Below are 17887 nucleotides of genomic sequence, written 5' to 3'. Positions count from 1 at the left end.
ATCACCACGTCCATTCAAGACCGTAGATACCCGGATCAGGATCGATGACCAGAAGGTAGACAGAAGAACCGACGAGTGTCGTGGCTTCCTGCACGTCCGTGTCCTCGACGATGCGACGGGTCTTCGCCGCACGGGGGAGCTGTTCACCGGAGAAACGGACCTCCATGACGAGCTCCCGGATCGGAGTCGACACCCGACGCAGAAGTTGAGTCACCGGGAGGTCCTGTCCGATGGACTCGAGCCGATGTTCGACGATCGTCGACTCCCCCTTGTCGAGCGTGTGGTCGAGGAACATCTCGGCGGCCACGGCCACATGCTCCCGAAATTCCACGACTCTGCCGAGTCGGCAGTTCGACAGCCCCATCACGAAGGGGAACGCTTTGCGGTCGTCGTGGGTGGACCAGATCGGGAAACGGTGCGCGCCCGGGCGTGTCGCCACGAAGACGGTACGGACGTCATGGCTGCCGTCGGTCCGATCCGGGCGGACCTGCAGACGGTCGTGGTAGCTGACGCGGTCCAGTCCGTCGTCCCAGTCCATCCCCAACTCGGCCAGGCCTGCTCGAACGACGGCATCGTCGAAAGATTCGCAGTGCCTGATAGCTACGGGAGGCGACTGCGCAGTGCGATAGTGAGTGGGCAGCGCGCTGGCGACCACGCTCCCCGGCTTCCGTGGTTTGACCTTACTGGTCAGGAAACCTGCAGGTAGAGACAGCACCTCCTCCAGCTGCGCCAGCGCGATCATGGACCCTCCACGGTCGGGCATGCTGCGCCCCGACCGCCAGTAGCTGAGGGTGGCCACGCTGACCCGGGAGCCTCGCTCGGCGAGCGACTGACGCAGCGATTCGAGGCTGACCCCCCGGGAGACGATGGCTGCACGCAGCGCCTGGGTGAACTCTGCCTCGTTCGAACTCACCCGAGGGAAGGCACCGGAGTCTTCCCCCGGGCTCCGGGTCGTGATCGAAGACTGTTGGCTCATCATGTGAATCGTATCCACGCCCGAGGTGTGCCCGAGAATGCGGACGGGACTAGGGCCCGGTCCGCGGGGTCTGCCGATCCTGTCAATGGATCGACGATGTCCACTCTTCCTTGGGTGGAGTCTCCTACGCCTGCCGCTGATGTCGGCCGCTCCCGCTGGGTCACGGCCGACACCGTCGTCGGCTCAGAGAGCGTCGATGACCTCGTTGAAGGTCGCGCTGGGACGCATCGCCTGCGCCGTCTTCTCCGCATCGGGCAGGTAGTAGCCGCCCATGTCGACCGGGCTTCCCTGCACCGCGAGGAGTTCCTCGTTGATCTGCGCCTCGGCGGACTCCAGGCGGTCGGCGACCGGCATGAAACGCTCCTTCAGGTCGGCATCGGTGTCCTGGTCGGCGAGAGCCCGCGCCCAGTACTGCGCCAAGTAGAAGTGGCTACCGCGGTTGTCGATCTGGCCGACTTTGCGGGCCGGGGACTTGTTCTCATCGAGGAAACGGCCGATGGCCACGTCGAGGGCGTCGGCCAACACCTTCGCCGACGCATTGTCCTGGGCAGCAGCCAGATGTTCCAATGAAGCACCCAACGCAGAGAACTCACCGAGGCTGTCCCAGCGCAGGTAGTTCTCCTTGACGAACTGCTGGACGTGCTTCGGCGCCGAGCCACCCGCGCCGGTCTCGAAGAGCCCACCGCCGGCCAGTAGAGGCACGACAGAGAGCATCTTGGCGCTCGTACCCAGTTCGAGGATGGGGAAGAGATCGGTGAGATAGTCACGCAGTACGTTACCGGTCACCGAGATGGTGTCCTCGCCCCGGCGGATCCGTTCCAGACAGAACCGGATAGCTTCGACCGGCTCTTTGACCACGATCTGAAGACCATCGGTGTCATGGCGGGGCAGGTATTCCTGCACCTTGGCGATCACCTGACGGTCATGAGCCCGTCGATCGTCCAGGAAGAAGCAGGCCGGAGCCCCGGTGGCCCGGGCTCGAGTCACCGCCAGTTTGACCCAGTCCTGGATCGGGATGTCCCGGACCCGACTCATCCGCCAGATGTCCCCGGTCTCGACCGCATGCTCGGACAGGACCTCGCCTCCGCTGGCGGTGACCCGCACGGTGCCGTCCTCGGGAATGATGAAGGTCGTCGGGTGGGAGCCGTATTCCTCAGCCTTCTGGGCCATCAGGCCGACGTTGGGGACGTCGCCCATGGTGGACGGGTCGAGAGCCCCGTTTTCCCGGCAGTCGTCCATCACGGCGGCGTACATCGGCCCATAGCACCGGTCGGGGACCAGGGCCAGGGTCTGCTGCTGCTCGCCCTTGGCATTCCACATCTGTCCGGAGTCGCGGACGACCACCGGCATGGAGGCGTCGATGATGATGTCGCTGGGGACGTGCAGATTGGTGATGCCGCGGTCGGAATCGACCATGGCCAGTGCAGGGCGGGTGTCGTACTGGCCCGCGATCGCGTCCTCGACGGTGGTCCGGACCGACGGGTCGAGATCGGCCAGACGATTCAGCAGATCGCCCAGGCCCAGGTTGGGGTTCACTCCCAACTCGCTCAACAGATCGGCGTGGCCCTCGAAGACGTCGGAGTAGAAGGCCCGCACGGCGTATCCGAACATCACCGGGTCGGAGACCTTCATCATGGTCGCCTTGAGGTGGACGGAGAGCAGTAGACCCTCGTCAGCGGCTGCAGCGAACTGTTCGGTGTAGAAGGCGGTGAGTGCTTTCGCGCTCATGAAGGTGGTGCTGACGATCTCACCGTTCATCACCGCGAGGTCGCTCTTGAGGACGGTCGCTCCCTCGGAGGTGACCAGCTCGATGGTGAGGGTCTCGTCCGATTCCATGACGGTGGACTTCTCGTTGCCGTAGAAGTCGCCCTCGTGCATGGACGCTACTCGGGCTTTGTTGTCCGCTGTCCAGGCACCGAGCCGGTGCGGATTCCTCTGCGCGAAACGCTTGACGGACAAAGGTGCACGCCTATCCGAGTTACCTTCACGCAGAATCGGGTTCACGGCTGATCCCAGAACTCGCGCGTAACGGGCGGCGATTTCGCGCTCAAGGTCGCCGGAAGGCGATTCCGGGAACTCCGGAATGTCGTACCCCTTGGTCCGCAGCTCGATGATCGCCGCTTTGAGCTGTGGGACGGAGGCCGAGATATTCGGCAGCTTGATGATGTTCGCCGTCGGGTCCTGAGTGAGCTGGCCCAGTTCACCGAGATGGTCGGCGACCTTCTGCTCCTCGGTCAGCTTCTCCGGGAACTGGGCCAGGATCCGACCGGCCAGGGAGATATCGGAGGTCTCGACATCGACGCCCGCGGCTTTCGTGAATCCCCGCACGATGGGCAAGAACGAATAGGTCGCCAAAGCCGGCGCCTCATCGATCTTGGTCCAGACGATTTTTGACGCTGTCATTCTGTCTCTCCAGTTCTCTGCTTGTTCAGGCGAACAGCACGCTCACCGCCAACCTACCGCCGGACATGCAGTCGACACGCCGGAGTGAGGAGCGGACCTGGGCGACCTGCCGTGGATCGGCACGGAGAGCGGGACAAGGCGCACTTTTCGCATCCGGAGGGCCGATGCGGGAGGATGAGAGCATGTCGTCACACAGCTATCCGCACATGGTCTTCGTCCTGCCTGAATCCGGTCTCGACAAGGACGCTCTTGCGGCATGGCTGCGCGAGGTCTTCCCCGCTGCCGAGGTCACCGACAAGCCACTCAGGCTAGACCTCCAGGTGGACGATTACACCTTCAGCTTCTGGTTCGAGGAGGCCGAGGGCGTCGCCGAACACTATGCGACCTACTTGCCGGAGCACAGCAGCCGCCGTTGGCTCACCAAGTGCACCGCGTTGATCGACCTGCACGGCGTCATCGACCCCGAAGAAGCACATGCAGCGACCGCTGAGCGTCTCGTGGCCGCGCTACAGGCGCACGACGGCGTGGAAGTCTTCTCGGAGAAGTCACGACGCTTCCTGGGCATGGACTACGGCGATGCGGAGACCACCGCTCCTGCCGCTGAGACCCCCGTCCCCGCGGTGACCGTTCCGGCGAAGGAAGACCCCACCACCGTCTGGATGGAAGCCACCCCGTCCTTGGAATCCTCCTGCCCCGAAGAAGACCTCGCTCCGGCGCCCGAGCCGCTGCCCGAACCGGCGATGGTCACGCCCGAACCCACCGTCCCCGTGACAGCACCCGAGACCACTCCTCCGGCTCCTGCAGAGGCCCCTGCCATGCCCACCCCGGAGCCGGAGCACAGCGAGCACGGTGCCGAGTCCAGCGGGAAACCCGGTCTCCTACGCCGCTTGTTCGGCCGCCGCTGAGCGCGCACCGACCACGGATGGGGGCGACTGCTCTCCGGCCATCGCCCCCATCCCACAACGGATCCCGGGCCTTTGGTCCACGTCTTCACCCGAGTGGTCGCTGATAGGTTCGACGTATTCAGTGTTTCCCTCATCGCAAAGGGTGGAGAACCGTGAGCACAACGCCCGTGAAGGTTGCCGTCACCGGTGCCGCCGGCCAGATCGGCTACAGCCTCCTCTTCCGTATCGCCAGTGGCGCGCTGCTCGGCCCAGACACTCCGGTCCAACTGCAGCTCCTGGAGATCACGCCGGCGCTGAAAGCGCTGGAGGGCACGGTCATGGAGCTCAACGACTGCGCCTTCCCGACCCTCGCCGGTGTCGAGATCGGCGACGACCCCAACAAGATCTTCGACGGCGCCAACCTGGCATTGCTTGTCGGCGCACGCCCCCGTACGAAGGGCATGGAGCGCGGCGATCTGCTCGAAGCCAATGGCGCCATCTTCACCGGCCAGGGCAAAGCCCTGAACGACCACGCCGCTGACGACATCCGGATCGGTGTCACCGGCAACCCGGCCAACACCAATGCCCTCATCGCCATGAGCAATGCCCCTGACATCCCCAAGGAGCGTTTCTCCGCGCTGACCCGCCTGGACCACAACCGGGCCATCAGCCAGCTCTCCGCGAAGTTGGGTGTGCCGGTCACCGAGATCGCCAAGATGACGATCTGGGGAAACCACTCCGCAACCCAGTACCCGGACCTCTTCCACGCCGAGGTCGGCGGCAAGAACGCCTACGAGGCCGTGGGCGACCAGGCCTGGTACGAGAACGACTTCATTCCCACAGTCGCCAAACGTGGCGCGGCGATCATCGAAGCGCGTGGTGCGTCCTCGGCCGCTTCGGCGGCATCGGCGACGATCGACGCGGCTCGTGACTGGCTGACCGGTTCCGCCGAAGGCGACTGGGTGTCGATGGCCGTGGTCTCCGACGGGTCGTACGGTGTGCCTGAGGGCATCATCTCCTCCTTCCCCGTGATCACGAAGAACGGCGACTGGGAGATCGTCCAAGGCCTGGAGATCGACGACTTCAGCCGCGGCAAGATCGATGCTTCGGTGGCCGAGCTCGTGGAAGAGCGCGATGCCGTACGTGAGCTGGGTCTCATCAAGTGACCCTGATACTGCCCCTTTCCTGAGCCGGGGCAGGCGAAACTGTGGGGCCGCCGACCGGAAAGGTCGGCGGCCCCACAGCCGTCGGTCCAGGGCGTGCCGAGATCTTCCTAGGCGCTCAGATCGAACTCGAAGTGCACGGTCTCGAAGCGGGAATCCTGATCCCATCCGTCCCGGTCGTCCCGGACGACCGCGGCGCCACTCTTTGTCCAGAACTCAAGGGCTCCGGGAGATTTTGCATTCGTGTGTAGGTAGACGACCCGATATCGACTGATCGTCCGAGCATGATCCAAACAGCTCCGAACGAGGCTTCCCGCGACACCTCGCCGCCGGGCCTCCGGCACGGTGACCAAGCGGGAGATATGGCCGACCGCAGGCCGGTCACGGTAGCGGTCGGCCAATTCAGGATGGTGCGGGGGACACTTCGGACCGCCGGTGCGCAGCGCGCAGGTGCCGACGACCTGGCCATCCGAGACAGCGACCATCATGGCGTGCCGCTCGTTGTCGGTGTAGACCTCCTGGGCATTGACGATGTCCCAGTGCCACTCGGGTTGATATCCGTAACCTTGGTCGGTCTCCATGCTGGACAGGATGACGTCGCGGGCCTGTGCGAGATCGTTCGGCGTGACGGCACGATAGATCTGGAAGTCCTGCACGCAGGCAGTTCCTTTCTCGATGAACAGATGTGGTCTCTCAACTCGTGGTGGAGACGATGAGCTCCTCGTCGAGGGGCAGCGGGGAATAGCTCGCTGCCCATTCTCCCCCAGGGCCACGCCCGACATCCGCCCGGACGGCGAAGGATGCCTCGATCACCTCACCGTTCAGCACCTCTTCCGGGGTACCGTGCGCAAGGAGTTCGCCGTCGGTCAGCACGGCGATGTCGTCGCAGTAACGGGCGGCCAGGCCCAGATCGTGCAAACAGGTGATGACGGTCTTCCCACAGTTCTTCAGCTGGAGCAACAGATCCAGCTGGTGTCTGATGTCCAGATGGTTCGTGGGCTCGTCCAGGATGATGCAGCGGGCGTCCTGGGCGATCGCACGAGCGATATTGGCCCGTTGACGTTCTCCACCGGAGAGATCCCGCCACCGTCGAGCTGCCAGGTGAGTGATCCCCAGATCGCGCATCGCCTCGTCGACGAGGGAGCGGTCCTGAGCATTGGCCGACTTCCACCGTTCCTGGTGCGGCGCCCTCCCCAGGTTGACCAGGTCGACGACGGTGATGTCGTCCGGAGCGGTGCCACTCTGTTCGACGAAGGAAACCTGGCGGGCACGCTGCCGAGGCGTCCACCCGAAACAGTCCTGGCCGTCGTAGAGGATGCTGCCCGAGGTCGGGCGACGCAGCCCGGCCAGACATCGCAGCAGCGAGGACTTGCCCGAACCGTTCGGCCCGACGAGGCCGAGCACGCTGCCGGAGGCTGCTTCGAGGCTGACGCCGCGGACGATCACCTTCCCGGGCACTCCCCAGGTCACTTGCTGAGCTGTGAGTTTCACAGGTCACCTCGTTTCTTCATGATGACGAGGAAGATGGGGACGCCGATGAGTGCGGTGGCGACCCCGACGGGCACCTCGCGGGGCGCGAAGGCAACCCGGCAGATCGCGTCGGTGATGACGAGCAGGACGGCCCCGCCCAAGGCTGAACAGGGTACGAGGAAACGGTGGTTGGGCCCGATCAGGAAGCGGATGGCGTGGGGCACGATCAGGCCGATGAAGCCGATGGCGCCGACCCCGGCGACCGCGGCCGCAGTGACCACCGATGTGGTCACCAGCAGGACAAGCCTGGTCCGTTCCACCTGGACGCCGATGGATTCAGCGGTGTCCGTGCCCAGCCCAAGAGCATCGAGAGCTCTGGCGTGCCACATGATCACGGCGAGACCCGCGGCCAGGGCCACCGCGATGACACCCACGGTTCCCCACCTGGCTGCTCCCATGGACCCCAGGAGCCAGAAGGTCACCGCGCGGGTGGCTTCGGCGTCTCCGGCCGCCATGAGGATCAAGGAGCTGATCGCGGAGAAGAGCTGACCCACGACGACTCCGGTGAGCACGATGCGTACCGAGTCGAGCCCGCTCTTACGTAGCAGCAGAAGAAGCAAGGTGATGCTGCAGAGTGACCCGATAGCTGCCCCACCGGTAAGACCGACTGCGCCGCCTCCGAATCCGAGCACCAATGCGGCAACAGCGCCGGCGGAGGATCCCGAGGAGATGCCCAGCAGATAAGGCTCGGCCAGCGGGTTACGGGTGAGCGCCTGGAGCGCACATCCACAGACGGCCAGCCCTGCACCGACGAGGATCGCAGTGATCACCCGGGGGAAACGCAGGTCCCACAGGATCGAATCGACCATGGGTGACACCGGCTCACTGGGCAGCCCGACATGGGCGCTGAAGACGTTGACGACATCCGAGAAGGCGATCTGTGCCGCTCCGAGCTGCAAGGAGACGACCACGGAGACGAGAAGAGTGATCGTGCCTACGCTGAGGAAGAGCAGGACCCGTTGCCATCGAACGGCGATGGCCTTGTCAAGTGCGCTCACGATGCTTTTTTGTTCACTTCGGCAGCGACGATCTTGAGAGCATTCACGAAGCGTGGGGAGGCGTCGAGTTCGACACCGGGCACCACCAGGAAGCTGTTCGCCTGGACGGCCCGGGTCTTGGCCATCGCCGGGTTCTCCTTGATCTCCTTGATCTTCTCCTCGGCGGTGTCTCCGGGCTTGCCCCGCTCTTTCAGGTCGGCGACGACGATGATGTCCGGGTCGCTCTCGGCGACCTTCTCCCAGGAGACCTCTGGCCAGCTGTCCTTGATGTCGGAGAAGACATTGGTGGCACCGACCCGGCGACTCATGGCCTCGGGGAATCCTCCGCCACCGGCGACATAGGGCTGTCCCTTGAAGGTCGAGTAGATCCAGACCAGTTTCTGCGGGTTCCCCCCAGCTCTGTTCTTCTCGATCTCTTCGATCTGCTTGGTCTGTTCGGCGACCAGCTCGTCGGCCTTCCCACTGACGCCGAAGAGCTTCCCGATGTTCCGGTAATCGGTGAAGATCGCCTCGATCGGGTCCTTGATGGTGCGCTTGTCAGGGGCGCAGTCGGCCTCGCTGATGTAGCTGGCGATGCCTTTGGTCTTCAGTTCGTCGCGGGTGCCGACCCGGTCCTTGGAGAACTGGCTGCGCAGCGGCGAGACGACGATGTCCGGGCTCACCGACAGGGTCAGCTCTGGGGTGAGTATCTGTGGAGTGACGACCTTGACCTTCTGATAGGCCTCTTTCCATTGTGGGGCGACCTCGGTCTTGATGTTGGAGGTCCCGGCCATCTGGTTCTCCAGCCCGAGCGCCAGCAGCAGTTCCGTGGAGCCCTGCTCAGCGGTCACTGCTTTCTTACGTGGGCCGTCGACGCTCACCGTGTAGCCACAGTTGGTGATCTCGACGCGTGCGGTGTTGCCGGTGTCTGAAGCCGTGGTGTTCGCAGATCCGCAACCGGCGAGAGTCGTCAGTGCCAGGGTCGTGCTTGCGGCAATCAGTGTGGTGCGAACGGCCTGCTTCATGAAGCGCAGCGCTCCTTATGTCACGTACTGAGCGGAATTAGGATACTTAGGCCATCCTAACCCTAGAAGATTTCACCTGTTCACAGCGTGGCGATGTTCACACTGAGCAGTTGAATCATGTTGTGTAAGGACATGATAGGAACGATCGTCCAGTCACCGCTCCACGGGGCGCCCCATCCGAGGGCTCCCCCACGACATCCTCGGGGAATCCCTCAGCCGAGTGCCCCTCGTCCAGCACCACCCCCGTGCGTCACCCCTGTTCACTGGCGACTCCACCCACAGGGAAAGCGAACGATGACCGACCTTCACGCACACACCGTCACCGGCATCGACGACCTCGTCACCCACGCCTTATGCACAGGCAGCCGCCCTCATCCCCGCGACCTGACAGCCCGCAGCGTCTTCTACGTGCAACACGGCACCCGCCTCGCCGGCAGCCCGGTCACCTATCGGAACCAATACCTACTGGTCCGCGTCGAACACGCTTTCGGTGCCTGCGCCTTCGAAGCAGGCCAATTCACCCCCGACATCTGCGACCTGTCCGGAAGCACCGTCGAGGATCTCCTGAGTCACCCCGAACCGGTACTCCGCCTCGCCGCGCTCGATGCCTACCTCGCTTGCGTCCGACCCCACCGAGAAGACCCCCGCGCCACCGTCGTGGAGCTACCGACCGGGACCCCCGACCAGCGGGCCATCGCCCGGGACGCCGCCATCTCCTCCCTGCTGGACGACCCGAATGCCCCCGTCCCCGCCGGATCGAAAGTTGCACTGATCGGCGTGGTCAACCCGCTCGTCCAGGCCATCCGAGAACATGGCTGCGAGCCTCTCCCCTGCGACTACAACCTCACCCAGACCCACTGGGGTGACCCGATCACCAGCAGCATGGAGGATGTCCTCGGTCAAGCTGACCATGTCATCGCCACGGGCATGACCATGGGCAACGGATCCTTCGACATCATTCGGAAGGTCTGCGTGGAACGCCGGATCGGGCTGACGGTCTATGCCCAGTCCGGGTCGGCCGTCGCCCGCGAGTTCCTCGGCTCAGGTGTGACCAACCTCTCCGCCGAACATTTCCCCTTCTCCCAATTCAGTGCCGACGCCAGCCCGCTCTACCTCTACCGGGCACCGGTCAGGTCCTGACGGACGTCCCGACCCGCAGCACCCGACCACGACGGGCGGCGCCGGAGTCGAAGAACTCCACACGCCGCCCGTCTCCACGGTCGAACACCTCATCGACGCGGACGTAGATCCACCGCCAGGAAAGCACCGAAGACCACCACGGCGAAGGTCAAGAGCATCAACACGTCCCATGTACGGGAACGCACCGCCAGCCCGCCTGCCCGCTCATCGGGCAACAACAGACGCAAGACGGCAGCCGCCACGAAAGCCAGCCCCATGATCACCCCACCGACCAGAGCCCGGCCGACGAAGAGCACAGTGATGCCTCCGGCCAGCAAACCCAGCGAAAGGACCCACCAGGCACCGAGACCGGGCCGGCCTCGACGTGGAAAAATCACCGCAGACCAACTTGCTTTTCCGCAGCCTCCACGACATTGGTCAACAACATCGCTCGGGTCATCGGCCCCACACCACCAGGGTTCGGAGCGATCCACCCGGCCACCTCGGCGCATCCAGGCGCAAGATCACCGGCCACCTTGCCATCCACACGAGAAACCCCGACGTCGAGCAGCGCGGCTCCCGGCTTCACCATGTCCGGAGTCACGATGCCGGGAACGCCTGCCGCCGCAACGACGATGTCTGCTTTCCTGACCTGCGATGCCAGATCGCGGGTACCGGTGTGGCAGAGAGTGACCGTGGCATTCTCCGACTTGCGGGTGAGGATGAGCCCCAAAGGACGACCGACGGTCAGACCCCGTCCGACCACCACCACATGAGCACCGGCGACCGGTACCTCGAAACGACGCAACAACTCCACCACGCCCACCGGCGTGCACGGCAGCGGCGCCGGGCGGTTCATCACCAGACAACCGAGGTTGTAAGGATGCAACCCGTCGACGTCCTTGTCCGGGCGCACCCGGGACAGGATCGCGAATTCATCGAGCCCGGTCGGCTGTTGAACGATGAAGCCAGTGCATGAAGGGTCTTCGTTCAACTCGTCGACGACTGCCTCGACCTCTGCCTGGGTGGAACCGGCCGGCAGATCACGCCGAATACTGGTGACACCGATCTCAGCGCAGTCCTTGTGTTTAGCACCCACATACCAATGGCTGCCCGGATCGTCACCCACCAGGACGGTACCCAGACCCGGGGTGATCCCCCGTTCGGCGAGTACGGCGACGCGGGCGCTCAATTCGGACTTGATAGCGGCCAAGGTGGCTTTGCCGTCGAGGATCTGCGAGCTCATAGGTCCGATCCTGCCATCGTTTCCTCGGGCAGGTGATCGGTCCTCGACACTCCGTTGTGCACCGATCGACCCGGATCCGTCCGGACGATGCCCCTGCCCCTGCCACGAAGATCAGTGGGCAAAATGACGAGCTCCGGTGAAGTACAAGGTAATCCCTCGTTCATGGCAGAGCGCGACGGTCTCCTCGTCCCGGATGGACCCTCCTGGCGAGACGATCGCCCGCACCCCTGCCTCCGCGAGGATCCGCGGCCCGTCGGCAAAGGGGAAGAAGGCATCGGAGGCTGCGACCGAACCACTGGCCCGTTCCGCCCCTGCGCGCTCCACCGCGAGCCGGCATGAATCGACCCGGTTGACCTGGCCCATGCCCACGCCGACGGAGGCTCCGTCCCGCGCAAGCAGAATGGCATTGGACTTCGTGGCGCGGACTGCTCGCCAAGCGAACTCAAGGTCGCGCAAAGTCTTGTCGTCGGCAGCGTCGCCGGCGACCAAGGTCCATCTGAGGGGGTCGTCCCCGTGCCCGGCGGTCGACGCTTCGCCAGCTACTGGTTCGACAACGGCGTCCAAACGGTCCATCGTCTGCACGAGCAGTCCGCCGCCGATCGTCCTCATCTCCCACATCGCCACGTCCGAGCATGCGCTCGTCCCGTCGACCCGCAGCAGACGGATGTTCTTCTTACCGGTCAACAGCGTCAGGGCTTCCTCGTCGAACCCAGGGGCCACGACGACCTCGGTGAAGATGTCCTGTACCCGACGAGCCATCGCCTCGGTCACCGGGCGGTTGGTCGCGATGACTCCGCCGAAAGCACTCACCGGGTCACATTCGTGAGCCTTGCGATGCGCCTCTGCGATGTCATGCGCCACGGCGATGCCACAGGGGTTGTTGTGCTTGACCACTGCGCAGGTCGGCTGGTCGCCGTGGTCGTAGGCTGCACGCAGCGCTGCATCGGCGTCGACATAGTTGTTGTAACTCATCGCTTTGCCGTGCAGGAGTTCAGCCGTAGCGACCCCGCTGCCCGCTCCGAGGTAGAGCGCAGCCTGCTGGTGCGGGTTCTCGCCGTAGCGCAACCCTGCGGAACGGGTCCAGGTCGTTCCGACGAACTCCGGGAATCCGGTGCCTTCCGTGGTGTCCGCGTAACCGTCACTCATCCACATTGCGACGGCCACGTCATAGGCGGCGGTGTGCGCGAAGGCCTGGGCGGCAAGCCGGCGGCGGCACTCCAAGGTGAAACCACCTGCGTTGAGCGCAGCCAGAGCTTCTGGATACTGGGTCGGCGAGGTGAGCACGGCCACGGAGGGGTGGTTCTTCGCTGCAGCTCGGACCATCGACGGTCCCCCGATGTCGATCTGCTCGACGCATTCGTCCGGGCGCGCACCCGAGGCAACGGTCTCCCGGAAAGGATAGAGATTACAGACGACCAGCTCAAAGGCTGATATTCCCAATTCGCCCAGCTGATCAAGGTGCGCGCTCTTACGGGTGTCGGCGAGGATCCCGGCGTGCACCCGGGGGTGCAGGGTCTTGACCCGCCCCTCGAGGCATTCGGGAAACCCGGTCAGCTCCTCCACCTGAATCACCGGGATGCCAAGTGCCTTGATCGCCCGGGCAGACCCACCGGTCGAGACGATCTCGACCTGGGAGGCGTGCAGCGCCCGAGCCAGTTCGTCGAGACCGGTTTTGTCGTACACGCTCACCAAGGCCCGCCGTAGAGGGCGCCGTTCGTTGTCGACGGAAGTCATCGTTCACTCCTGGAGGTCGGCTGCGGGGGACATCGGTCGGTCACCCGCGTACGGGTGTGGGCACCCAGGCGGGCGATGCCCACGACGTCACTCCCCGGTGGTGACCCACCTGCGCCAGTCGTGTCCATGCCATTTTAACGGCCGATATGCACCCGGTGTCCGTCCACGCGGTAGCCCTCGCGTGCCATCCGGCCCAGGCAGTCGACCAGCATCTCTCGCTCGACCACCTTGATGCGTTCGTGCAAGGACTCCTCGTCGTCCGAGTGCAGGATCTCGACCGCGCGTTGGGCGATGATCGGGCCGGTGTCGACCCCGGCGTCGACCAGATGACAGGTACATCCAGTGACGGCCACACCATAGGCCAGCGCATCCCGAACCCCATGTGCCCCAGGGAAACTCGGCAAGATCGCCGGGTGCGTGTTCACCGTCCGTCCACCGAAGCTCGCCAAGAAGGTTCCCCCCAGAATCTTCATGAAACCTGCCCCGACCACCAGATCAGGGGCATAGCTCAGGGTCTCCGATGTCAACGCTTCATCCCAGCTGGCCCGGTTCTCGTAGTCCGACACCCGGCAGACGAAGGTCGGGATGCCCGCCTCATGGGCACGACTCAGACCGGCGATGCCATCACGGTCGGAGCCGACTGCGACGATCTCGACCCCGTAGCCCGGATCTGCGCAAGCATCCATGACTGCTTGCAGGTTGGTCCCCGAGCCGGAGACGAGCACGACAACGGTAGTTCTAGAAGCTCCCACGGAAGTCACGCTAGCTCAGCAGCAGAACGTCGCCGTCCCCTACGCAGCAGATACACCCCCAAGGAGAGCCCCGCACCGCAAGCCATCTCCCCACCGAGCATCGCCGCCAGCAGGAAAGGCGGCGCACCGACATCAACCAGCTGAGCCGACCCCATGGACCCCCCGCTGAGGAAGGCCGCGACCCCCGCGCAGAGAGCACTGGTGGTCACCCCGATTCCAGCGACCAATGCTCGCTCCACCAGATCGTCGGGAACCCTCGAACTGGTCCGACGCTCAAGGAGGAAACCCACGGCGACCGGCACGATCAGCGCCACGCGAAGGTAACCGGGCAACGGACCCGCCTCGGGCAAGGCGGCAAAGGCCGGCAGGAAAGGCAATGGACCCGGCGAGGACTGGGTCAGGCTGATACTGGACTCGAGCCCGATCCCGAAGCCCGGCCCTGCCATCCAACTCAATGCCCACACACCGAAATTAGGAAGATAGAGCAGCTGCAGACCGGTCAGCAGCGCCCCCCCGATCAGCCCGGGCCCCAGGTGGTCGTACAACCCCGCGATCCGGTCGAACCGGATGAAGGCCAACAAGCCGACCCCGACCATGGCGACGCACAGGAGCACGAAGAAGGACCGGATCCCGGCGAGGGCACCGATGCGCAGCCCCGGAGGAATCCTCCGACGCAGATCCCAGCCCGGCGCGATCTCGGGGAATCCCCCACGGAACTGCGAGAGCAACCCCAGCAGATAGGCCAGAGAAGAAACCATCAGGAATCCCAGGGCACTGCGCGGAACCGAAGCGGTGATTCCCGGGGCATGCACCGTGGAGGCCAGAAAAATACCGACCGTCGTGTAGGTGGCCACGAAGAGCCCGCCCTCGAAGGCGACATCCCAGCGCAGTCCCCCGAGATGACGGATCCGGACGACCTCGGAGCGGAGCATCCTCGCGGTCAGCCGCTGCGTGGACCGGAAACAGATCGCGACGGCAACCGCAGTGAAGAACAGCGGAACGACCGAGACAAAACCGATCTTCGCGTAGAAACCGCCTCCGTGGCCAAGACACCACCCGGCCAGCCCGACCTGGACGGCCCGCTGACCGTCGACCGCGGCATTGGGGCTGGCCAGCCAGGCCAGATAGACCGGAAGGATCACCGATATCGACGAGAGGAAAAGGCTCTCCAAAGCGGCAAGGACTGCTCTGACCCAGCCAGGAGCACTTTCCAGCGGCGCGCTGACGGCGTGGGTGAGTCTGGGTGATCGCGTGGTCATGAGGCCTTTATCGTGCCTTGCCCCTTGCCACGACCCAAATGCCCACGCCGCATGCCGGCTCGTGTCGCCCCCGCTGTGGACGTACTCGTGCCGCGCATGATGGTCCGATGGACATCATGGCTGTGGCCCTGGGTGCCTGCGCCGCCGGGTACGGTGTGCTCTGCGGGCTAGCTGCCCGACCGTTTCTCTCCACCGGAAGACACCGCCGTTACGAGGACGAGTGGGAGCGCCCACTGCCCACTTTCCAATGGGTCGTACCGACATGCGCAGTGCTCACTGCGGCGGTGGCCTGGCGACTCACCACCGCCGGGGCCTTCCCCGCTCTTGTCCTGGCGGCATCGGTCCCGGCGTACGTGGTGATGTGCGCGATCGATCTGGATGTACACCGGTTGCCAGACGTACTCACCCTGCCGGCTTATCCGGCTCTCGCGGCAGGGATGGCCCTGGTCGCGGCGCTCTGCGCTCGCTGGCCCGATGCCCGGCGAGCGCTCTGGTGCGGATGTGCCGCGTGGCTCTTCTTCCTCGTCCTGGCGGTGCTTTCCCGCGGGCAGCTCGGATGGGGTGATGTGAAGCTGTCCGGCAGCTTAGGAGCGATCCTGGGGTGGTTCTCCTGGGGGCATCTGCTCGTCGGGGTCTATGCGATGTTCCTGTGCGGAGGAGCTGCGGCACTCTGGTTGCTCGTCCGACGACGGATGCATCTGAGCACCAGGTTGGCTTTCGGGCCGGCGATGGTAGCCGGTGCCTGGGGTACGGTGCTCGTCGCTTCGCCCTGGTGAACATTGGTTCCGGCGGGGTGCGGTGGAGGGGCGGGCAAGACGTACGTTTCACAGACACCGGGATACGCCCTCCGTCGAAGCGCTCGAACCCATAAGCTGACTCGACGACGGAGACCGTCGAGGAGAAGGGGCCCGGAGGCAGCATGGACGAAGCGGCCTTCGATGAGTTCTACAACACGCGCTCGCGTCAGCTCGTCGCCCAGATGTACGCGGTGTGTGGCGATCTCGCCGAGGCTCAGGATGTCGTCCAGGAGACTTTCACTCGGGCGTGGGAGCGCCGTGAGCAGTTGGACGTCATGGACGCCCCTGAAGCCTGGCTGCGAACTGTCGCCTATCGGTTGGCGGTGTCGCGCTGGCGCAAAGCGAAGAATGCGGCGACGGCGTGGATGAGACGGGCCGAGAAGGAATCGGTGTCCGGGATGTCCCTGGATCATGTCGCGCTGGTGTCGGCCTTGCGCCAGATCCCGGAAAGCCAGCGGCATGCCATCGTGCTGCATCATCTGTGTGATCTCCCGGTCGAGGAAGTGGCGTCGTTGACCGGGGCCCCGGTGGGTACGGTCAAGGCTCGGCTCTCCCGCGGCAGGACAGCTTTGGCCACAGTGCTCGACGAGCAGTCCGAGGAGACCGGTCATGCCTCACCGTGAACTACAGGATCGGTTGTCCCCGGTGTCAGCTGAGTGCTGCGCCCTGATCCCGATGCCCACTGCTGAGCAGGTTCGACGGCGCGGCGACCGGCGCAGAGCAGCGCGTGGGACGGCGGCCTGCCTGGCTGCCGTCCTGGTCACAGCAGGTGGCTTCGGCCTGCTCGGTGGCCCGGGCGGACGAGGCGACGCCAGATCTGAAGGTGGCGGGCCCTCCTCGAGCGGGATGTCCACGGCTGCGGCTCCGGTGCCGGCGTACGGGAAGCTTCGGCCGGAGGTCGGCGGTGTCATGCCCACCGAGGAGCCTGCCCGGCGGATTTCTTCTGTATCCGTGGATCCGGTGACCAGGGTGCGGGTCGCAGGTGTCGCCGACGGGGTGTTCGGGCATCGGGTCGGCACGGTTTCGGGCGGCTTCGACCACGGGGCCGGAGTGCTTCCATATACCTCACGTGTTGCGACGACGACGCTGTCCGGGAGCGCACCCGAGATCGGAAGCGACCTCGTGTCAGCGATCGGGGTGGACTCAGGAGGGCATTTCCATCTGACGTTGAGGCGTTCTGGACGCGCCGTGGAAGACGCGGTACTTCCGTTGTCCGGTGGAGCAGAGGTCTCAGCGCTGCTGACCACAGCAGAAGGTGGCACAGGGCAGGTTTCCGTCCTGGTCTTCGTCCGCTCCGGGGGCGTGCGACGCGTCGTGCTCGAAGGTGTGGGTCCCGGGTCCACTCCTCGAGTGTCCAGCGACGAGATCGTCGCTGCCGACGTGCCGGAGGTGACTGCGGTGGTGCTGGCGGACGAGCAGGCCGTTCGGGGCACTCGGGGCAAAGCACTCACGGTGTACGCGGTGAGCGGCGACCGGCTGGTCCTGCTCACGGTGCCGCCGGAGGGCAAGGTCTCCTCGTTCCCGTTGGCGCTGAAAGGTTTGGAGGGGACCACGGCATTGGGCCTGTTGGACGGTAGGGGCCAGGCCGTTCACGGCATCGTGGCGTGGAAGGGAGTAGGCCCTGGTGTGCTCTTCCTGGGCCGGGCGGCCTCGGGTCCCTTCACCGAGACCGGTGAAGCAGGCGCTCTTCACCACTGATCAGCCACCCGCTGGTCTCGCATTCTGAGCGGAGCCATCCTGCACGTCGGATGATCTTCCTCGGAACAGACGTAACTGACGGGCCCTTTGACGAACCTCCGGGGGAACTCCTGGACACCAGCGCCATCGACATGGGACAGCCTTGGGCGGGCGCGTCCCGGAGCAGGCCGTCCAGACCTGACATACCGGACAGGATCGAGAATCGGACCCTCGTCCTGGTCGTTCGTCCATTACACTCGACCCAGCCCCAGCAGGTGTGGCACTTCGCCGTCCCCCAACCCGACTGTGACAACCGACGGTGTCTCACGGACCACGCCGAAGGCT

At 64.9% G+C, this 17887-nt stretch carries 17 protein-coding genes and 1 riboswitch; of the genes, 6 read left to right on the top strand and 11 right to left on the bottom strand.

Going from position 1 to position 17887, the window contains the following annotated elements:
• Nucleotide 1: 1 nt before the first annotated feature.
• Nucleotides 2–976: a hypothetical protein gene (locus DX923_RS03265; RefSeq protein ID WP_162872750.1), complete on the bottom strand. Its 975-nt coding sequence runs from the start codon at nt 974–976 to the stop codon at nt 2–4.
• A gap of 183 nt (nt 977–1159) precedes the next feature.
• A complete protein-coding gene (locus tag DX923_RS03260; protein ID WP_116112662.1) occupies nt 1160–3379 on the bottom strand; it encodes an NADP-dependent isocitrate dehydrogenase in 2220 nt (739 codons plus the stop codon).
• A 182-nt stretch (nt 3380–3561) separates the two neighbouring features.
• Here DX923_RS03260 and DX923_RS03255 point away from each other — a divergent pair, with 182 nt between their 5' ends.
• Nucleotides 3562–4284, top strand: coding sequence for a hypothetical protein (locus DX923_RS03255; protein WP_116112661.1), 723 nt, complete (start codon nt 3562–3564; stop codon nt 4282–4284).
• Nucleotides 4285–4436: 152 nt separating this feature from the next.
• Nucleotides 4437–5429 carry a malate dehydrogenase gene (locus DX923_RS03250; RefSeq protein WP_116112659.1) on the top strand — a complete coding sequence of 331 codons (993 nt, stop codon included), beginning with the start codon at nt 4437–4439 and terminating at the stop codon, nt 5427–5429.
• A 107-nt stretch (nt 5430–5536) separates the two neighbouring features.
• Here the strand turns inward: DX923_RS03250 and DX923_RS03245 are convergent, their stop codons facing one another.
• Genes DX923_RS03245 through DX923_RS03230 form a run of 4 tightly spaced genes read right to left on the bottom strand, consistent with a single transcriptional unit; the run spans nt 5537 to nt 8958 of the window.
• On the bottom strand, nt 5537–6082 hold the full coding sequence (locus tag DX923_RS03245; protein ID WP_162872749.1) for a GNAT family N-acetyltransferase: 546 nt from the start codon (nt 6080–6082) through the stop codon (nt 5537–5539).
• Nucleotides 6083–6119: 37 nt separating this feature from the next.
• A complete protein-coding gene (locus DX923_RS03240) occupies nt 6120–6917 on the bottom strand; it encodes an ABC transporter ATP-binding protein (protein WP_116112656.1) in 798 nt (265 codons plus the stop codon).
• Nucleotides 6914–7954: a FecCD family ABC transporter permease gene (locus DX923_RS03235; RefSeq protein ID WP_116112654.1), complete on the bottom strand. Its 1041-nt coding sequence runs from the start codon at nt 7952–7954 to the stop codon at nt 6914–6916. Before DX923_RS03235 ends, DX923_RS03240 begins: the two co-directional genes overlap by 4 nt.
• On the bottom strand, nt 7951–8958 hold the full coding sequence (locus DX923_RS03230; RefSeq protein WP_116112652.1) for an ABC transporter substrate-binding protein: 1008 nt from the start codon (nt 8956–8958) through the stop codon (nt 7951–7953). The genes DX923_RS03235 and DX923_RS03230 overlap by 4 nt, the downstream gene beginning before the upstream one ends.
• Nucleotides 8959–9252: 294 nt before the next feature.
• On the opposite strand from DX923_RS03230, the gene DX923_RS03225 reads away from it, so the two are divergent.
• Complete coding sequence (locus DX923_RS03225) at nt 9253–10098, top strand: Rossmann-like domain-containing protein (protein ID WP_116112651.1); 846 nt, start codon at nt 9253–9255, stop codon at nt 10096–10098.
• 89 nt (nt 10099–10187) lie between these two features.
• Here the strand turns inward: DX923_RS03225 and DX923_RS03220 are convergent, their stop codons facing one another.
• The 5 genes from DX923_RS03220 to DX923_RS03200 all read right to left on the bottom strand — a co-directional run bounded on the left by DX923_RS03220 (nt 10188) and on the right by DX923_RS03200 (nt 15068).
• On the bottom strand, nt 10188–10475 hold the full coding sequence (locus tag DX923_RS03220; protein WP_205413097.1) for a DUF3017 domain-containing protein: 288 nt from the start codon (nt 10473–10475) through the stop codon (nt 10188–10190).
• A complete protein-coding gene (locus DX923_RS03215; protein WP_116112649.1) occupies nt 10472–11323 on the bottom strand; it encodes a bifunctional methylenetetrahydrofolate dehydrogenase/methenyltetrahydrofolate cyclohydrolase in 852 nt (283 codons plus the stop codon). The genes DX923_RS03220 and DX923_RS03215 overlap by 4 nt, the downstream gene beginning before the upstream one ends.
• 111 nt (nt 11324–11434) lie before the next feature.
• Nucleotides 11435–13057: a bifunctional phosphoribosylaminoimidazolecarboxamide formyltransferase/IMP cyclohydrolase gene (gene purH / locus DX923_RS03210; protein ID WP_116112648.1), complete on the bottom strand. Its 1623-nt coding sequence runs from the start codon at nt 13055–13057 to the stop codon at nt 11435–11437.
• 55 nt (nt 13058–13112) lie between these two features.
• Nucleotides 13113–13189: riboswitch (ZMP/ZTP riboswitch) on the bottom strand.
• A 2-nt stretch (nt 13190–13191) separates the two neighbouring features.
• A complete protein-coding gene (gene purN, locus DX923_RS03205) occupies nt 13192–13818 on the bottom strand; it encodes a phosphoribosylglycinamide formyltransferase (protein WP_205413096.1) in 627 nt (208 codons plus the stop codon).
• Nucleotides 13815–15068, bottom strand: coding sequence for a cell division protein PerM (locus tag DX923_RS03200; RefSeq protein ID WP_116112646.1), 1254 nt, complete (start codon nt 15066–15068; stop codon nt 13815–13817). Before DX923_RS03200 ends, purN begins: the two co-directional genes overlap by 4 nt.
• 107 nt (nt 15069–15175) lie before the next feature.
• Between DX923_RS03200 and DX923_RS03195 the strand changes: the two genes are divergently transcribed.
• The 3 genes from DX923_RS03195 to DX923_RS03185 all read left to right on the top strand — a co-directional run bounded on the left by DX923_RS03195 (nt 15176) and on the right by DX923_RS03185 (nt 17563).
• A complete protein-coding gene (locus DX923_RS03195) occupies nt 15176–15844 on the top strand; it encodes a prepilin peptidase (protein ID WP_162872748.1) in 669 nt (222 codons plus the stop codon).
• Nucleotides 15845–15987: 143 nt separating this feature from the next.
• Nucleotides 15988–16488, top strand: a complete 501-nt coding sequence (locus DX923_RS03190; RefSeq protein WP_116112643.1) for a SigE family RNA polymerase sigma factor — start codon at nt 15988–15990, stop codon at nt 16486–16488.
• The gene (locus DX923_RS03185) at nt 16475–17563 is read left to right on the top strand and encodes a hypothetical protein (RefSeq protein ID WP_116112641.1); all 1089 of its coding nucleotides are present in this window, start codon (nt 16475–16477) and stop codon (nt 17561–17563) included. Before DX923_RS03190 ends, DX923_RS03185 begins: the two co-directional genes overlap by 14 nt.
• Nucleotides 17564–17887: the final 324 nt, after the last annotated feature.

The organism is Austwickia chelonae (genome assembly GCF_003391095.1).
In the GTDB taxonomy this organism is placed as follows: Bacteria; Actinomycetota; Actinomycetes; order Actinomycetales; family Dermatophilaceae; genus Austwickia; species Austwickia chelonae_A.
Note: the sequence above shows the minus strand (reverse complement) of the source record. Positions and strands in the feature narration are given on the sequence as shown.